Source organism: Halomonas sp. YLGW01 (genome assembly GCF_014840935.1).
Classification (GTDB): Bacteria; Pseudomonadota; Gammaproteobacteria; order Pseudomonadales; family Halomonadaceae; genus Onishia.
Genome location: NZ_CP062005.1, coordinates 2367491 through 2383852, shown reverse-complemented (window position 1 = coordinate 2383852; position 16362 = coordinate 2367491). Strand labels below are relative to the sequence as shown.

Annotated in this window: 13 protein-coding genes; 5 read left to right on the top strand and 8 right to left on the bottom strand. The window is 67.3% G+C overall.

Annotation, left to right across the window (positions count from 1 at the left end):
* Positions 1-49 precede the first annotated feature (49 nt).
* The 8 genes from IEJ03_RS10990 to edd all read right to left on the bottom strand — a co-directional run bounded on the left by IEJ03_RS10990 (position 50) and on the right by edd (position 12117).
* Entirely contained in the window at positions 50-1798 is a 1749-nt protein-coding gene (locus IEJ03_RS10990) for an EAL domain-containing protein (protein ID WP_242457942.1), read from the bottom strand.
* Positions 1799-1832: 34 nt separating this feature from the next.
* Positions 1833-4316, bottom strand: a complete 2484-nt coding sequence (locus tag IEJ03_RS10985; protein WP_192034901.1) for a PAS domain S-box protein — start codon at positions 4314-4316, stop codon at positions 1833-1835.
* Positions 4317-4416: 100 nt separating this feature from the next.
* The gene (locus IEJ03_RS10980; RefSeq protein ID WP_192034900.1) at positions 4417-5385 is read right to left on the bottom strand and encodes a carbohydrate kinase; all 969 of its coding nucleotides are present in this window, start codon (positions 5383-5385) and stop codon (positions 4417-4419) included.
* Positions 5382-7073, bottom strand: coding sequence for a glucose-6-phosphate isomerase (pgi, locus tag IEJ03_RS10975; protein ID WP_192037286.1), 1692 nt, complete (start codon positions 7071-7073; stop codon positions 5382-5384). Before pgi ends, IEJ03_RS10980 begins: the two co-directional genes overlap by 4 nt.
* 109 nt (positions 7074-7182) lie before the next feature.
* Entirely contained in the window at positions 7183-8058 is an 876-nt protein-coding gene (locus IEJ03_RS10970) for an aldo/keto reductase (protein ID WP_192034899.1), read from the bottom strand.
* Positions 8055-9044 carry a D-hexose-6-phosphate mutarotase gene (locus tag IEJ03_RS10965; RefSeq protein ID WP_192034898.1) on the bottom strand — a complete coding sequence of 330 codons (990 nt, stop codon included), beginning with the start codon at positions 9042-9044 and terminating at the stop codon, positions 8055-8057. Before IEJ03_RS10965 ends, IEJ03_RS10970 begins: the two co-directional genes overlap by 4 nt.
* Positions 9041-10009: a glucokinase gene (gene glk, locus IEJ03_RS10960; RefSeq protein ID WP_192034897.1), complete on the bottom strand. Its 969-nt coding sequence runs from the start codon at positions 10007-10009 to the stop codon at positions 9041-9043. The genes IEJ03_RS10965 and glk overlap by 4 nt, the downstream gene beginning before the upstream one ends.
* Before the next feature lie 221 nt (positions 10010-10230).
* A complete protein-coding gene (gene edd / locus IEJ03_RS10955; protein ID WP_192034896.1) occupies positions 10231-12117 on the bottom strand; it encodes a phosphogluconate dehydratase in 1887 nt (628 codons plus the stop codon).
* A 224-nt stretch (positions 12118-12341) separates the two neighbouring features.
* On the opposite strand from edd, the gene gap reads away from it, so the two are divergent.
* The 5 genes from gap to ispD all read left to right on the top strand — a co-directional run bounded on the left by gap (position 12342) and on the right by ispD (position 16352).
* A complete protein-coding gene (gene gap, locus IEJ03_RS10950; protein ID WP_192034895.1) occupies positions 12342-13343 on the top strand; it encodes a type I glyceraldehyde-3-phosphate dehydrogenase in 1002 nt (333 codons plus the stop codon).
* 234 nt (positions 13344-13577) lie between these two features.
* On the top strand, positions 13578-14027 hold the full coding sequence (locus IEJ03_RS10945; RefSeq protein ID WP_192034894.1) for a hypothetical protein: 450 nt from the start codon (positions 13578-13580) through the stop codon (positions 14025-14027).
* Positions 14028-14102: 75 nt separating this feature from the next.
* Positions 14103-15260 (top strand): GNAT family N-acetyltransferase, encoded by a 1158-nt coding sequence (locus IEJ03_RS10940; protein ID WP_192034893.1) that lies wholly within the window; start codon positions 14103-14105, stop codon positions 15258-15260.
* Positions 15261-15345: 85 nt separating this feature from the next.
* The gene (gene ftsB, locus IEJ03_RS10935) at positions 15346-15642 is read left to right on the top strand and encodes a cell division protein FtsB (protein ID WP_192034892.1); all 297 of its coding nucleotides are present in this window, start codon (positions 15346-15348) and stop codon (positions 15640-15642) included.
* A complete protein-coding gene (gene ispD / locus IEJ03_RS10930; protein WP_192034891.1) occupies positions 15639-16352 on the top strand; it encodes a 2-C-methyl-D-erythritol 4-phosphate cytidylyltransferase in 714 nt (237 codons plus the stop codon). The genes ftsB and ispD overlap by 4 nt, the downstream gene beginning before the upstream one ends.
* The last annotated feature ends 10 nt before the right edge of the window (positions 16353-16362 follow it).

Below are 16362 nucleotides of genomic sequence, written 5' to 3'. Positions count from 1 at the left end.
TCGACCCGCCACTGGCGGGTCTTTTTTTGCGTGTCGCTTTCCCGTAGTCCTAGCTGAGCGCGGCGTCTCGCTGGCGACACCAGTCGAGGAAGGCCTCGGCGGTCAGGGGGCGGGCGTAATGGTAGCCCTGGGCGACCTCGCAGCCCAGCCGATGCAGTAACGCGGCCTGGGTGGGCCACTCGATGCCCTCGGCGACCACGTCGCAGCCGAAGCTGTGCGCCATGGCGATGACCGTGGCGGCCAGGTTGCTGTCTTCCTCGCTGTCCGGCAGCGGGCTGATGAAGGCGCGGTCGATCTTCAGGGTGCGTACCGGCAGGGTCTTTAAGTAGGCCAGCGACGAGTAGCCGGTGCCGAAGTCGTCGATGGCAATGGGTAGGCCGGCACGGGCGAGGACCGCCAGCTGTTTTCGCGCCAGGGCGACATCGACCATGAGCCCCGATTCGGTGACCTCGAGGCCCAGGCGGTCACCAGGCAGGTCCCAGCGTGCCAGTCGTTCGAGCAGATGCGTGGCGAAGTCCTGGCGTGACAGCTGGCGCGCCGACACATTGATGGCGAGATGAAAGTCTGCCCTGAACCAGGGTTCCTGGCGCCATGTCTGGAGCTTGGCGAGGGCGGCGTCGATGACCCAGTCGCCGATCGCCAGGATGTCGCCGCTGGCCTCGGCCAGGGGGATGAAGTCCGATGGCGAGACAGGCCCGAACTCGGGGTGGTGCCAGCGCAGCAGCGCCTCGGCGCCGATCATTTGGCCACTGGCCAGGGCTATCTTGGGCTGGAAGACCAGGGTGAGCTCGCCCCGCGCCGCGGCACCGCGCAACGCCTGTTGCAATTTCAGGCGATGGCGCTGTGCCTGCTCCAGGGCCTCGGAGTAGTACTGCACCGGCGGCAGGTGACCATGAGGCAGGGTCAGGGCGGCCTGGTGGATCAGCCGCTCGGGCTCGAAGGCGCTGGCCTGGCAGATGCCGATGCGCGCCCTCAGCGGCAGCAGCAGCTCGCCCACCGGGTGATCCTGGTGGATCAGCTGGCAGAGGCGCTCGGCGAGGGCCGTGAGCGAGGCGGCTTCCTCGGAATTCGGGCAGATCACCAGCCATTCATTGCTGCCCCAGGGGCCTACCGCATGGGAGGAGGGCAGCGTCGCCGAGAGCAGCCGGCCGAGCCGGTTGAGCAAGGCCTCGATGGTGCCGTAGCCATGCAGACGCATGATGTCATCTAGCCCGTCGAGGGCGATGAAGAGGATGCCGGTGGGCTCTTCACGGGAAGAGAGATCCTCCAGCAGCCGGGTCAGCCCCTGGCGGTTCGGCAGGCCGGTGGTGGCATTGGTGTGAGCCTGGTGCTCGAGTGCCTGGGTGCGCTGGGCCACCAGGTGCTCGAGCGCATCGGCCTGCTGGTCGCGTACATCGAAGCGGTGCTGTACCTCCAACACATTGCGAATGCGCTGCAGGACCTCGTCATGACGAAAAGGCTTGGTCAGGAAGTCGCGAACGCCAAGCGAGAGCGCCTGGTGACGGGTCTCGTCATCGTGCTGGGCGGTGAGCACGATGACCGGCGGCGATTGAGCACCGAAGCGCTCCTTGAGGGTCTCCATGACTCCGTAGCCATCCAGGACCGGCATGCGAATGTCCAGCAGGATCAGGTCCGGGCGGTCGGCCTCGCACATCGCCACCACTCGGGTGCCCTCGAGCGTACTCGTCACGTTCTCGAAGCCATGGTCATCGAGCAGGTCGAGCAGCAGCTCGACATTGGCCGGGTTATCGTCCACCACCAGCAGGCGCTTGTGGGTCAGGGGCGTGTCGGCGATCAACGCGGATATCCTCTCGGGTCAGGCGGCGCCGCGCTCAGGGCAGCAGGCGCTCCAGGGTCTCTCGCAGGTGGTCGAGAGCCAGGGGTTTGGTCAGGTAGGCATCGAAGCCGGCCTGCTGGCCGCGCTTCAGGTCTCGGGCCATGGCGTTGGCGGACAGGGCGACGACCGGCAGGGTCGAATGGACTGGGTCTCGCTTGAGTGCGGCCAGGGCCTGGTAGCCGTCCATGCCCGGCAGGTGCAGGTCCATCAGCACCAGATCCGGCGCGCTATAGCGTATCAGCTCCAGGCCGATCTCGGCGCTAGGCGCAATCTGCAGGCCAAAGCCCTCCAGCTCCGCGATGATGTCCTCCATCAATCGCTGGTTGGCCGGGTTATCCTCGATGTAGAGCAGCCGACGCTCCGGCGTGTGGGACGTCGCGGCCCTCGTCACCGCATGGGGCTTGGGCGCTGCGCTTGCCTGTTCATTCGCCAGTGGCAGCTCGACCCAGAAGTCGCTGCCCTCCCCGAGACGGCTGTCGACCTCGATCGTCCCCTGCATGCGCTCCACCAGCTGGCGGGTGATCGCCAGGCCGATGCCGGTGCCCTCGATGGCGCCATGCTCGGCGGCCAGCCGCTGGAAGGGCTCGAACAGCTCCGCCTGGCGCTCGGCGGCAATGCCGTGTCCGGTGTCGCTGACGGTGATGCGTGCCCGCGCTGCTGCCCGGGCGACGTGAACCCTCACACGTCCCGCCACACGGTTGTACTTGATGGCGTTGGAGATCAGGTTCAGCAGGACCTGCTTGGCGCGGGTGTAGTCGGCGACCACGATGAAGTCCGTATCGGGACAAGAGGCGCTCAGCGTGATGCCGGCGGTTTCGGCGATGCCGGCCATGGTGTCCGTGGCATCCTCGACGAGGGTCTTAAGCGACAGAGGCTCCAGGGACAGATGCAGATGGCCAGCCTCGATCTTGGCCAGGTCCAGTACCTCGTTGATCAGTCCGAGCAGATGATGGCCGCTCTTCTCGATCTGGCTGACCTGGCGTTGCTGGCGCTCGTTGAGGGGGGACCTGCGGCTGCTGGCGAGCAGCTGGGCGAAGCCGAGGATGGCATTGAGCGGGGTGCGTAACTCGTGACTCATCGAGGACAGGAAGTCGCTCTTGGCGAGGCTCGCCTGTTCCGCCTGATCCCGGGCGCGACCCAGTTCCGCGATGATGTTCTCGCGCTGGGCGCGCTGCCGATAGAAGTTGATCAGGAGCGCACAGGTGGCCGTGAAGGGTTCGATCCAGGCGAGGAGCGTCTCATCGAAGCGTTGGGGGCTGTTGGCGATGGCATACATGCCGATCACCTGCTCGCCGTCGAGAATCGGCACGCCCAGGTAGTTGTGCAGGGTGGGGTGGCCGGGCGGAAAGCCGCCGCGCTTAGGATGGCTGGCCAGGTCGTCGGTCATCACGGTCTCGCCGTGAGCGAACACCCGGCCGAGCAGGGTGTTCGGGTTGTCCAGCGTCATGTCGCCGCTGCGCAGCCGCTCCATCAAGGCGCGGGATTCCTCGCTCCAGCTCAGGTCGGTGATGGCATGTATCTTCAGCGCGGAGTGCTGCTCGACCCTGATGACCTCGCCGATCAGCGCATAGTCGCTGCCGGTGAGCTCGCGCAGGCCCTCCATCAGGAAGTCCCACAGCTGCTCCCCGGACATCAGCGCCTGATAATCGGTGATTCCCTGATGTAGCACCCGCAGCAGGGCCGCCTGACGTTGGGCGGCGGTGATGTCGTGGGCGACGCCCACGGTGCCGCGTATGCGCCCCTCGGCGTCGCGCAGCGGCGAGACGGTGACATCGAACAGGGTGTCGTTGAGCGGAGGCAGGATGAAGCGCTCGGGCTCTCCATCCCGCACGACGGCTCCTTCCGCCTCGGCCAGTCGTTCGGCGATGGCGTCGGGCAGGCGCGAGGCGATCTCTTCGGGCGTCTGCGGCGGTGTCGTCAGGCCCAGGTGGTCGAGGCAGGCCCGGTTGGCGGTCAGGTAGCGGCCATTGGTGCTGCGGGCGTAGATGGGATCCTTGCTGCCGTCGAGGATGGCACGCAGCAGGGCGCGCTCGCGAACGATCTCCTGGCGGACCGCATGCACCTCGGAGAGGTCGGTGAGGATACCGAGGAATTCGCTGACCTCGCCGCGCGCGTCGTGCAGAACATTGACCGCCAGATGCACTGGAATGGCATGACCATCCCGGTGCCGCGCCTCGACCTCGCGACCGATGCCGACGATGCGTGGTGCCTCGCCGGCGAGATAGCGACCAAGGAAGTCGTCGTGCTGCTGACCGAGCTCTGGCGCCATCAGGCAGGCCACGTTGCGGCCGACCACGGCCTCGGATGTGTAGCCCAGCAACGCTAGTGCGAAGGGATTGATCGCCTGAATGATGCCCCGGCTGTCGATGCGCACGATGCCGGTCGGCGCCTCATCGACCAGGGCCTCGTAGCGGCGGGCGGTCTCCTCGAGCTCGGCCAGGCGCCGTGCATCGATGGCTGGGGTGTCATTCTGCGTCATGGCCTCTCCGTGATCGTTGCCCTGCCCAGATGGCTCCCGGGCAGGGCATCAAGCTATCACAGCTATCGGCCGATGGTCGGCTGTCTTAACGTTGCTCCTGCTAGAAGGCCGCCAGATCCTGGGCGGTGGGCAGGGCCGCATAGGCGCCGGGGCGGGTGACCGCATGGGCACCGCAGCGGCAGGCGACATCCACGGCGCGACGCAGCAGGGCCTCGTCGTGCCACCAGTCGTTGCCTGCGCCCTGGGGAGAGAGGTCTTGGTCGGCCAGGGTCGCGAGCAGGCCGCCGATGAAGGCATCGCCACCGGCGGTGGTATCCACCGCCTGGACCCGCGGCGGCGTCACCTGGAAGCTGCCGTTCACGGTGCGCACTTCGACCGCATCGGGACCGTCGGTGATCAGCAGCAGGCGCACGCCGGCCCGCAGCCGCTCTGCCAGCCAGTCATCGGCTGGGTGGTCGCCGCGCAGGTAGTCGAGCTCCTCGCGGGCCAGCTTGACCAGGGCGGCCCGGTCGATCAGCTGCGTCACCGGGCCGATCTCGGCCTGGCCGCTCGCCCACAGGTTGTGACGCAGGTTGGCATCGACGCTGACCAGGCTGCCGCTCTTGGCGGCCATGTCGGCGAGGCTCAGGGTGGTCTCGGCGATGGCCTCTTCGGTCAGGCTGTTGCTGCACAGATGCAGGATCGCCGGGGACTCGAAGACGCCGGCGGGCAGGTGCTCGAGGCGGTACAACAGGTCCGCCGCCGGCGGCCGGTAGAAGTCGAAGGTGCGCTCGCCCGCGGCGTCGCGGGAGACGAAGGCCAGAGCCGTGCGGGCCTCGTCGGTGCGGACCACGCCCGAGGTGTCGACCCCATGGGCGGTGAGCTCGTCGGCGAGGAAGTCGCCGAAGTAATCATCGCCGAGCATACCGAGGAAGCGGCTGGGCACCCCCAGGCGGGCGCAGGCCACCGCCACATTGGCCGGCGCGCCGCCGGCATAGGGGGTAAAGGTCTCGGGTCCCTGGGCGTCGTCGCCCAGGCGGCTGGAGAGCATGTCGACGAGGGCTTCGCCGAAGGCAATGATCGGGGTCATGCGGAGGTATCCTGCTTGGCCGTTGACTGGGAGGATTTGGACGCTGCCGCGTCCTTGGCTGAGGCGGCGGCCTTGTCCTTCTTGGAGGAGGTGGCCTGGCGGTCGCCGAAGCGGGCACGCACCAGCGACAGGAGCCCCTGGGTCGAGGCATCGAAGTCCTGGCTGTTCTCGTCGATACGCTCGCTGATCTCGCCGGCGATGCGCTTGCCGAGCTGCACGCCCCACTGGTCGAAGGAGTTGATGTTCCAGATCACGCCTTGCACGAAGACCTTGTGTTCGTAGAGGGCGATCAGGGCACCGAGGTTCTTCGGCGTCAGCTCGTCGAGCAGCAGGGTGCTCGAGGGGCGGTTGCCCGGGCAGCTGTAGGGATCGAGCTGGCTGCTGTCCTGGCTGCCTTCCATGAAGGCGTTGGCCTGGGCGAGCATGTTGGTCAGCAGCGCGAAGTGGTGATCCTCGAACCCGGACTCCGGCTTCAGCGAGGCGATGAAATCGATGGGCACGAAGCGCGTGCCCTGGTGCAGCAGCTGGAAGAAGGCGTGCTGACCGTTGGAGCCGGTCTCGCCCCAGACGATCGGGCCGGTCTTGTAGTTGACCGGTTGGCCGAAGATGTCCACCGACTTGCCATTCGACTCCATGTCGAGCTGCTGCAGGAAGGCGGGCAGCTGATGCAGGGCCTGGTCGTAGGGGACGATCGCCTGGGTCTCGGCGCCGTGGAAGTTGATGTACCAGATGCCGATCAGCGCCATCAGCACCGGCATGTTCTCGGCGAAGGGCGCCTCGATGAAGTGCTTGTCCATCTCCTGGGCGCCTTCGAGCAGCTCGATGAAGCCCTCGAAGCCGATGGACAGCGCGATCGGCAGGCCGATCGAGGACCACATGGAGTAGCGTCCGCCGACCCAGGCCCAGAACTCGAAGACGTTCTCTTCGCGGATACCGAACTCCATGGCCGCTTTGCGGTTGGTGGAGGCGGCGATGAAGTGAGCGCCCACGTCAGCGTCCTCGCCCGCGCTGTCGAGGAACCAGCGGCGGGCGGTCTTGGCGTTGAGCAGCGTCTCCTGGGTCGAGAAGGTCTTGGTGGAGACGATGAACAGGGTGGTCGCCGGGTCGAGTCGCTTGAGCACCTTCTGGATATGGGTGCCGTCGACGTTGGAGACGAAGTGGAAATTGAGCTCGGGATGGCGGTGCTTGAGCAGGGCGCGGCAGGCCATGTTGGGACCCAGGTCCGAGCCGCCGATGCCGATGTTGACCACGTCCTTGATGCGCTCGCCGCTGTAGCCCTTCCACTCGCCGCTGCGGACTTCCTCCGAGAAGCGCTTGATCTGCTCGCGGGTCTGATGAATCTCCGGCATCACGTCCTTGCCGTCCACGTAGACCGGCTCATCGCCGAGATTGCGCAGGGCGGTGTGCAGCACCGGGCGGTCTTCGGTGACGTTGATGATGTCGCCGGAGAACATCTGGGCACGACGCTGCACCAGGGCGGAATGATCGGCCAGTTCCAGCAGGGTCTTGAGTACCTCATCGGAGACCTGATGCTTGGAATAGTCGAGGAAGAGGCCTCCGACCCGCAGGCTCATCTTCTCGAAGCGCTGGGGGTCGGCAGAGAAATAGTCGCTGATGCGATCGTTGGCGGTCTGCTGCTGCAGGCGCTCGAGGGCCTGCCAGGTGACGCTGCGGGTCAGTTGGAACATGCCGTCCTCCAAGGTGTCGGGGTGCGTGATTGTTGTCATGATCGCTTCTTGTCATGGTCGCCGAGCGGATGAATCGAGTCACCCGCAGGTGAGCAAGGTCCAGGGGCGCTCAGGCGACGCGATGGCTGCGTGCCTCCTCGAGCAGGGCGAACCAGGTGGGGCGCGCAAGCTCGAGGTTGGCGCCGGTGAGCAGCTGGTCGATGCGCTCGGGGCGCAGGGTGCCGATCACCGGCACCGGATGCTGGGGCAGGGCCCTGAGCCAGGCCAGGGCCAGGCCGGCGGAGCTGGTCGCGAGCTCCTCGGCGATGCGTGTCAGGGATTCGCCGAGCACGTCCTCGAAGACGATGCCGCCGCCCAGTGGCGACCAGGCCATGGGATGCAGATCATCGGCCACCAGGGCATCGTAGCGGCCATCGAACAGTGGCTCCGGGTGGGCCAGCGACAGCTTCAGCTGATGGCCGACCAGCTTGTGTCGCATCGCCTGTTGCAGGCGGCGCCACTGCTCGGGCAGGAAGTTCGAGACGCCGGCGGCGCCGATCTTGCCGGCATCGATGGCCGCGTCCAGGGCGCGGCCGGTGGCCTCGGCGTCCATCAGCGGGTCGGGGCGGTGAAGCAGGAAGTGTTCGAGGCGCTCCACGCCGAGCCTCGAAAGGGCATCATCGATGGCCTGTGTAAGATAGACGGGGGAGCTGTCGTAGTGCTTGACGCCCATCGGCGAGGTATCGCGCCCGGGGGTGACGATGCTCGCCTTGGTGACGATCCGGACCCGGGACGCGAGCCCCGGGCGGGCGCGCAGCGCCTGCCCGAACAGGGTCTCACCCTGCCGATCGCCGTAGATGTCGGCATGGTCGAACCAGCAAAGGCCCTGGTCGAGGCGCGCCTCGATCCAGTCGGCCAGGGCATCGGGCCGGTGCAGCGGCTCGTGCTCATGCAGTCGCATCATGCCGAGCAGGAAGGGCGCGTCGCGAAACAGCTCGGTGCTCATCCGTCGCTCTCTCCCCGTGACAGGGTGGTGCCCAGCAGGTGCTGGGCGCCGGGCACCAGCCAGACCGGATCCAGGCGCGTGAAGGCGGCCTCGATGCACAGGAAGTGCCGACCCGCCGACACCGAGGTGTCGGCAGGCGGCGTCTGGTCCGGGTGCCAGACCACGGTGGAGTCGCTGCCCTGCTTGGCGATGCGCAGGCGCCGTGCTCCATCGTCGAGGATGACCTCGCGATTGGAATGGTAGATGCGATCGAGTCCGCCGCGGATGCCCAGCTCGCCCTGCTGTTCACGCTCGGCGAAGCCGGCCAGCTTGTCGAGATAGCGCGCGCCGGCCAGTCCCTCGACCCGGCAGCCATGGGCATCGGCGACGGCCAGGTAGCTGTGCAGGGCGCCGGTGAGCTTGACCGGAGTCTCGCCGACATGCTCGGTGATAAGTTCCACATGCAGGCGTCGAGCGTTGGCCTGGATCACCGCCCGGGGCACCAGCTGGGAGTGCAGGCGCTCGATCGGCGACAGGTGCAGCTCGACGCCTTCCTCGTGCTCGTCGACGGCGTCCAGGCGCCAGTCGGCGCGACGTGCCGGGCCGTGCAGCGGCCCCGAACGGTCCGGCGACTCGTCGGCGGTGTGCTCGTCGGCGAACCAGGGCCAGCACAGCGGGATGCCGCCGCGGATCGCGCCCGGCAGGGCCTGGGGCGTCGGCGTCACCCACAGCCAGCCGCCGGGGACCAGGGATTCCTCGCCGTCGGGCGCGGATTCAGCTTCTTTGCGCGTGGCGTCGGACGCGTTAGAGAGCGGCGCGGGTTGAGCGCCAGCGGCTCGCCCGGTTTCGGGGGCGAAAGGTAAATAGTGCAGCACCTGGGCGCCCTGCAGCGATACCACAAGCTCCCCCCAGGCCTCGCGGGCCAGCCACAGGGTGCGACCGGCCCACTCGACCTGGCGCTGTCCATCGGTGGCGTCCAGCAGTTCGCGCAGCGACCTTGGAATCATTCGACCTCCTCGTTGTGCAATGCCTCGGCGGCACCTAGCAGCCCTGTCCAGGGCGCGGTCACCACCCAGATCGGAATGTCGGCATTGTAGGCGCTCATCCGCCCCTTGTCGGCAAAGGCCTCGCGCAAGCGGCTTTCGGGCAGCCAGTCGAGCAGCCGCGGCAGGATGCCGCCGCACAGATAGACACCGCCGCGGGCACCGATGGTCAGGGCCGCATCGCCGCAGACGTCGCCGAGGATCTTGAGGAAGCGCTTGAGGGTGTCGACGGCGATGGCATCGCCGTCGGCCGCGGCGGCCGTGACCTCGGCGGGGCTCTGGTAGCGCGGGTTGGCGCCCTTCAGCGAGGCATGGGCGCAATAGAGATCCAGGAGCCCCTGGCCGCAGAGGATGCGTTCCACCGAGACGCGTCCATAGCGGGTATGGAAATAGCGCAGCAGGTTCTGCTCGCGCTCGTCGGTGGGCGCGAAGGTCACGTGGCCGCCCTCGGTGGGCAGCGGGATCCAGGCGTGCTGACCCGGGAAGACGCCGGCCACGCCGAGTCCCGTGCCGGGGCCGATCACCAGGCGAATGCTGTGCGGCTGGGCTGAGCCTCCGCCGACCGAGACGAGATCCTCAGCGGCGACGTGGGGCACGCCCAGGGCCTGAGCGGTGAAGTCGTTGATGACCTTGAACAGCTCGAGGCCGAGCGCCTGTTTCACCTCGGCCTTCGAGAAGGCCCAGGCGTTGTTGGTCATCTTGACCCAGTCATCATGCACCGGGCAGGCGAAGGCCAGGCAGGCCTCTCGAGGGGCGCGTTCGCCCTCGTGGCCGACCCTTGCGAGGTAATCCTCGATCGCCTCCACCAGGTTCGGGTAGTCGGCGCAGGGTAAGCTCAGGATATCGTGGGGCTCGAAGCTACCCGGCGATACCAGCGCGAAGCGGGCGTTGGTGCCGCCGATATCCCCGATCAGAGCGGGTCTGGTCATGAGCGGGCCTCCGGTGTCCGGGAGCGGGTGCCGCCGCTCTCGATGACGGCCCCGATCAGAGCAGGTCTGGTCATGAGCGGGCCTCCGGTATGCGGCATAGGGTGCCGCCACTCTCGATAACGGCCCCTATCAGCGCGGGTCTGGTCATGGGTGGGCCTCCGGTGTCCGGGAGCGGGTGCCGCCGCTCGCAAGGGCGGCACCAATCAGCGCAGGGCGTGTCACTAGGCGTCCTCTTCCTGGATCTGCTGTTGCTGGCGCGCCAGGTCGTCGGCCTCGAAGCCGCCGAACACGCCGGCCCCCTCTTCGGCGCCCATCGCCAGGTGGCGGAAGCCGGCGAAGAGTTCGCGGCCGAGGCCGGAGTGGTAGTGCTCCAGGTTGGCATCGGCCAGGGAGCGATGGGCCCACTCATCGGCCTCGACCAGCACCCTGAGTTCGCCACTGTTGGCGTCCAGACGCACCACGTCGCCTTCCTTGAGCTTGGCCAGCGGGCCGCCGTCGATGGCTTCCGGGGTCATGTGGATGGCCGCAGGCACCTTGCCTGAGGCGCCGGACATGCGGCCGTCGGTGACGAGTGCCACCTTGAAGCCGCGATCCTGCAGCACCCCGAGGAAAGGGGTGAGCTTGTGCAGTTCCGGCATGCCGTTGGCCTTGGGGCCCTGGAAGCGCACCACGACCACCACGTCACGGTCCAGCTCGCCGGCCTCGAAGGCGGCCTTGAGCTGGTTCTGGTCGTCGAAGATGCGCACCGGCGCTTCCACCACTCGATGCGCGGCCTCCACGGCGGAGACCTTGATCACGCCGCGACCGAGGTTGCCGTCGAGCACGGTCAGGCCGCCGGTCGGGGCGAAGGCCTCGGCCACCGGGCGCAGCACGTCACGGTCGAGGCTCTCGGTGGGGCCTTCGCGCCACACCAGCTTGCCGTCCTCGAGGAAGGGCTCCTGGGTGTAGGCGCTCATGTCGGTGCCGAAGACGGTGGCGACGTCCTGGTGGATCAGGCCGGCACCGAGCAGTTCGCGAATCAGCAGGCTCATGCCGCCGGCGGCCTGGAAGTGGTTCACGTCGGCCTGACCGTTGGGGTAGATGCGGGTCATGCTCGGCACCACCGCGGAGAGGGCGGTGAAGTCGTCCCAGGTGATGGTCAGGCCCGCCGCGGCGGCCATGGCCACCAGGTGCAGGGTGTGGTTGGTGGAGCCGCCGGAGGCCAGCAGGCCCACCATGGCGTTGACAATCGCCTTCTCGTCGACTTGCTTGTAGAAGGGACGGTAGTCGCCACCGGCCTCGGTGTTGCGGATCGTCTGTTCGGCCGCGTAGCGGGTAAGCGCCTCGCGCAGCGGGGTGCCCGGGTTGACGAAGGAGGCGCCGGGCAGGTGCAGGCCCATGATCTCCATCATCAGCTGGTTGGAGTTGGCGGTGCCGTAGAAGGTGCAGGTACCCGGGCCATGGTAGGAGTCGGACTCGGCCTGGAGGAGTTCGTCGCGGCCGACCTTGCCCTCGGCGTACAGCTGACGGATGCGCGCCTTTTCCTTGTTGGGCAGGCCGCTGGTCATCGGGCCGGCCGGGACGAAGGTGGCCGGCAGGTGGCCGAAGCGGGCGGCGCTGATGAACAGACCCGGGACGATCTTGTCACATACCCCGAGGAAGATGGTGCCGTCGAACATGTTGTGCGAGAGCCCCACGGCGGCGGCCATGGCGATCACCTCGCGGGAGTAGAGCGACAGCTCCATGCCCGGCTGGCCCTGGGTGACACCGTCGCACATGGCCGGCACGCCGCCGGCAAACTGGGCGGTGGACCCCATCGCACGGGCCGCGTCCTTGATGGTTTCCGGGAAGGTCTCCAGCGGCTGGTGGGCGGACAGCATGTCGTTATATGACGAAATGATGCCGAGGTTGGCGCTGTTCATCAGCTTGAGCCGGCCCTTGTCGGTCTCGCCGCAGGCGGCGAAGCCGTGAGCCAGGTTGCCGCAGGACAGCTCACCCCGGTGCACGCCGCGCCCGTGCTGGTCGGCCATGCGGCGTTCATAGAGCGCCCGACGCTCCTGAGAGCGTTCACGAATGCGGTCGGTGACCTGGCGGATGACGTCATTGAGGGGGGTGTCTTGAGTGGCCATGGGCAACCTCGTTAAGGGGTGGTGAGTGGCGATGTTTGTAAATTTAGCAAAAAATTGCCTTGAATGTCGTCATGCTTTGGGCCAAATTGGGCCGCAAATGTAAGATAGTTCCACCGGGAGCCGGGGCGATGTCGTGTGCCCGACCGAGTGTCGAGACGGCAATGTCCTTGCTCAAGGCTCCCGATTCAAGCAGACGCCAGCAGATTCAGTGTGAGGATGCCGTCATGACGTTACGAGTTGCCATCAATGGGTTCGGCCGAATCGGCCGCAATGTGCTGCGTGCACTCTACGAAAACGGTTACAGCGACCGCATCGAGGTCGTGGCCATCAACGATCTGGGTGATCCGTCGCTCAACGCCCACCTGCTCAAGCACGATACCGTGCATGGGCACTTCCCGCATCGGGTCGAGCACGACGATGAAAGCATCAGCATCGACGGCCAGCGCATCAGCATCTATGCTCAGCGGGATCCGGCCCAGCTGCCGTGGAAATCCCTGAACATCGATCTGGTGATGGAATGCACCGGCCTGTTCGTCAAGAAGGCCGATGCCGGCAAGCACCTCGACGCCGGCGCCGGACGCGTGCTGATCTCCGCGCCGAGCCCGGATGCCGACGCCACCGTGGTCTACGGCGTCAACGACGACGTGCTGACCGCCGAGCACAAGATCGTGTCCAACGCCTCCTGCACCACCAACTGCCTGGCGCCGGTGGCCAAGGCCCTGAACGATGCCGTGGGTATCGAGAATGGCCTGATGACCACCGTGCACGCCTACACCAACGACCAGAACCTGTCCGACGTCTACCACAAGGACCCGTACCGGGCGCGTAGCGCGACCCATTCGATGATCCCGACCAAGACCGGTGCCGCCGCGGCGGTGGGCCTGGTGCTGCCGGAGCTTGCGGGCAAGTTCGATGGCCTGGCGGTGCGGGTGCCGGTGATCAACGTCTCGCTGGTGGACCTGGTGTTCACGGCCGGCCGCGATACCAGCAAGGAAGAGATCAACGAGATCGTCGCCAAGGCGGCGGAGGGCTCCAAGGTGCTGGCGGTCAACGCCCAGCCGCTGGTGTCGATCGACTTCAATCATGACGCGAATTCCTCCACCTTCGATGCCAACCACACCCGGGTCAACGGTCGCCTGGTCAAGGTGATGGCCTGGTACGACAACGAGTGGGGCTTCTCCAACCGCATGCTGGACACTGCGCTTGCCATGCACGCCGCCTCCTGAGGCGGCACTAGGTACGGACATCGCGTCGTCCTGCGGTTCCGGCGATCTCACGGCTCCGCTCGTGCTCGCAGGCCGACGGGATGTCCTACTTGCAGTAGAGGGTGCCGACAGGCACCCTTTTTTTGTTGCTTTTCTGAATAAGTTCTCGCCGATGGGCTCTCACCCGGAGGGCTTAGCTGCTAAGCTTTCACTTGATACCGGTCAGTCATCTTCCTCGGATTTCGGAAGCCAGCCATGATGGATAAGGCGGTTACAGACACTCATTGCCTTCTGGGCTCGCGACTGCGTGACCCGGACAGCGGCCGTCAGGGGTGTATCGTGGGCATCGATCAGAGCCGCGAGACCCCGGCGCTGCTGGTAAACTGGAGCGAGTCGGGCGTCGAGCGGGTACCGCTGACGGCCGCGGACCTGTCCGGGCTGGTGGAGGCGAGCCTCGCCCATGATCGCCGCGCCCGCGGCGACAATGCCGTCGCCTCGCCCGCCCACCCAGACTCCCGCTCTTCCGATGACGCGTCCTCTCGGGCCCGCTCGAGCGCCGCACGTCGCAGCGAGCAGCCTGCCCATGCTCGCGCCCCCGCTCGGTCCACGGGTCGTCCGGTCGACGATGTCGCGACCGCTCCCGGTCGGTCCGGTGACGTCGATGACTACCGTCCCCTGGCCACGGGCAGCGATGGCCGGCGCTGAGCCCGTCCTGCCGAGTGTGAGCCCAGAGCCTTCCATGACATCCTTCTGTCATAGCGTCTGCTGCCTGAGGTCACGATGACGGCTCCTGTCCGGCCCGACGAGACGGGTCTGTCGCTTTCCTGTGTCGATGCCGTCGCCGCTATCCCTCGCGCAGCCTGGAATGCCCTGGTGGGGGAGGATCATCCCTTCCTGCGTCACGAGTTTCTGCATGCGCTGGAAGCCAGCGGTGCGGTGTCGCCGGACGCCGGCTGGACGCCCCGGCACCTGACGCTCTGGCGAGGGGGGGCGCTGGCCGGGGTGCTGCCCTGTTACGACAAGGTGCACTCCTACGGAGAGTATGTCTTCGACTGGGCCTGGGCGGATGCCTGGGAGCGCGCCGGCGGCGCCTATTACCCCAAGGCGCTGTCGGCGATTCCCTTCACGCCGGCGCCCGGCCCGCGGCTGGCGCTGGCGCCGGGGGAGGATCGGCGGGCGGCGATGCATCTGCTCGCGGGCAGTTGGGAAGGACGCGACCTTCTCAGCTGGCACCTACTGTTCGCCGAGGAGGCCGAGGTCGATGACTGGTGCGCGGTCCGTCCGGCGCTGATCGCGCGGCAAGGCGTGCAGTTTCAGTGGCAGGATGCGGGCTATGGGGATTTCGAGGGCTTCCTGGCGGCGATGACCGCTCGCCGGCGCAAGGAGATTCGCCGCGAGCGGCGCATCGTCGCCGATCAGGGCCTGAGCCTTCACCGCCTCGAGGGGGAGGCCATCGATGCAGAGGCTCTCGAGCACTTCTATCGCTGCTATCAGATCACCTACCTGGAGCGTGGCCGCCAGGGCTATCTCAACTTCGACTTCTTCAGGCGCCTGCGGGAGACCCTGCCCGAGGCCCTGGTGCTGATCCAGGCCCGAGTGCAAGGCAAGCCGGTGGCGGCGGCGCTGTGCCTGCAGGGGCGTCATACCCTCTATGGGCGCTACTGGGGCAGCGAGGTGATGGCCGACTGCCTGCACTTCGAGGCCTGCTATTACCAGGGCATCGAGCATTGCCTGGAGAGAGGCCTTAGGCGTTTCGATCCCGGCACCCAGGGCGAGCACAAGCTCAGCCGGGGCTTCGCGCCTCGGCGGCTGCGCTCGCTGCACCATATCGCCGACCCGCGCCTGCATGACGCCGTGACCCGCTTCTGTCGTGAGGAGGGGGGCCAGGTCGATGCCTACTGCCGTCGGGCCGAAGCCTCCCTGCCGTTCAAGCGCTGAGCCTTTCGGGCCGCCGCCACCGCTCGCCGCTGGTCGCGAGATGATGGCATAATGCGGCCATCGAATTCGCCTGACAGGACCCTTCATGCTCAAGTGGTTGGCCATCGTGCTGCTCGCCCTGATCGCGCTGCTGCAGTATCGGCTTTGGTTCGGCGAGGGCGGTCTCAGGGAATATACGCAGATTCGCGCCCGTGCCGATGCCGTGGAAGCCGAGAATCAGCCCATGCGCGCGCGCAACGAGCGGCTCGCCGCCGAGGTGGTGGATCTGAAGAACGGCCTGGATGCCATCGAGGAACGGGCGCGTAGCGACATCGGCATGGTGCGTCGCGACGAGCAGTTCTACTGGGTGCCGGACGTCGATGTCGCGGGGGAGGGCTCATGAGCCGACTGTGGCTGATCGTGCCGGCGGCCGGCCAGGGGCGCCGCATGGGGGCCGACCGTCCCAAGCAGTACCTGGAGCTCGGCGGCCGACCGGTGCTCGAGCATACCCTGTCGCGCCTGCATCAGGCCTTTCCCGAGGCCGGCCTCTGCCTGTGCCTGGACGAGGGTGATCGCTGGTTCGACCCGGCCTGGGTGCCCTTCGCCGACTGGCGGCGCAGTCCCGGCGGCGCGGAGCGGGTCGATACCGTGATCCGCGCCTTGGCGGCGCTCGGCGATGAGGCCGGCGACGACGACCTGGTACTGGTACACGACGTGGCGCGTCCCTGTGTCGCCCTTGACGACCTGGCACGGCTGCGCGCGGCTCTCGACACGGACCCGGTGGGCGCCTTGCTGGCGACGCCGGTGGCCGACACCATGAAGCGCGCCGATGGTGCCGACCGGGTCGCCGCCACCGAACCGCGCAGCGGCCTATGGCACGCACAGACCCCTCAGGGGTTCCGTGTCGGCCTCCTGCGCGAGGCCCTCAAGGCGGCCAAGGCCCGGGGCGTGACCGTCACCGACGAGGCCTCCGCCGTCGAGGCGCTCGGGCTCGCGCCGCGCCTGGTGGCGGGGCGCCGCGACAACCTCAAGATCACTCATCCCGAAGACCTGGCGCTGGCGGCCCATGTGCTGGCCGCTCAGGCCGCGTCTTCTCAAGCTGGCAAGGAATAGCACCCGATGA

Bases quoted from the DNA above. Each gene is read 5' to 3' on its own strand.
- IEJ03_RS10985 (WP_192034901.1), bottom strand. From the start codon at position 4,316: ATGACGCAGAATGACACCCCAGCCATCGATGCACGGCGCCTGGCCGAG.
- IEJ03_RS10980 (WP_192034900.1), bottom strand. From the start codon at position 5,385: ATGACCCCGATCATTGCCTTCGGCGAAGCCCTCGTCGACATGCTCTCC.
- pgi (WP_192037286.1), bottom strand. From the start codon at position 7,073: ATGTTCCAACTGACCCGCAGCGTCACCTGGCAGGCCCTCGAGCGCCTG.
- IEJ03_RS10970 (WP_192034899.1), bottom strand. From the start codon at position 8,058: ATGAGCACCGAGCTGTTTCGCGACGCGCCCTTCCTGCTCGGCATGATG.
- IEJ03_RS10965 (WP_192034898.1), bottom strand. From the start codon at position 9,044: ATGATTCCAAGGTCGCTGCGCGAACTGCTGGACGCCACCGATGGACAG.
- glk (WP_192034897.1), bottom strand. From the start codon at position 10,009: ATGACCAGACCCGCTCTGATCGGGGATATCGGCGGCACCAACGCCCGC.
- edd (WP_192034896.1), bottom strand. From the start codon at position 12,117: ATGGCCACTCAAGACACCCCCCTCAATGACGTCATCCGCCAGGTCACC.
- gap (WP_192034895.1), top strand. From the start codon at position 12,342: ATGACGTTACGAGTTGCCATCAATGGGTTCGGCCGAATCGGCCGCAAT.
- IEJ03_RS10945 (WP_192034894.1), top strand. From the start codon at position 13,578: ATGATGGATAAGGCGGTTACAGACACTCATTGCCTTCTGGGCTCGCGA.
- IEJ03_RS10940 (WP_192034893.1), top strand. From the start codon at position 14,103: ATGACGGCTCCTGTCCGGCCCGACGAGACGGGTCTGTCGCTTTCCTGT.
- ftsB (WP_192034892.1), top strand. From the start codon at position 15,346: ATGCTCAAGTGGTTGGCCATCGTGCTGCTCGCCCTGATCGCGCTGCTG.
- ispD (WP_192034891.1), top strand. From the start codon at position 15,639: ATGAGCCGACTGTGGCTGATCGTGCCGGCGGCCGGCCAGGGGCGCCGC.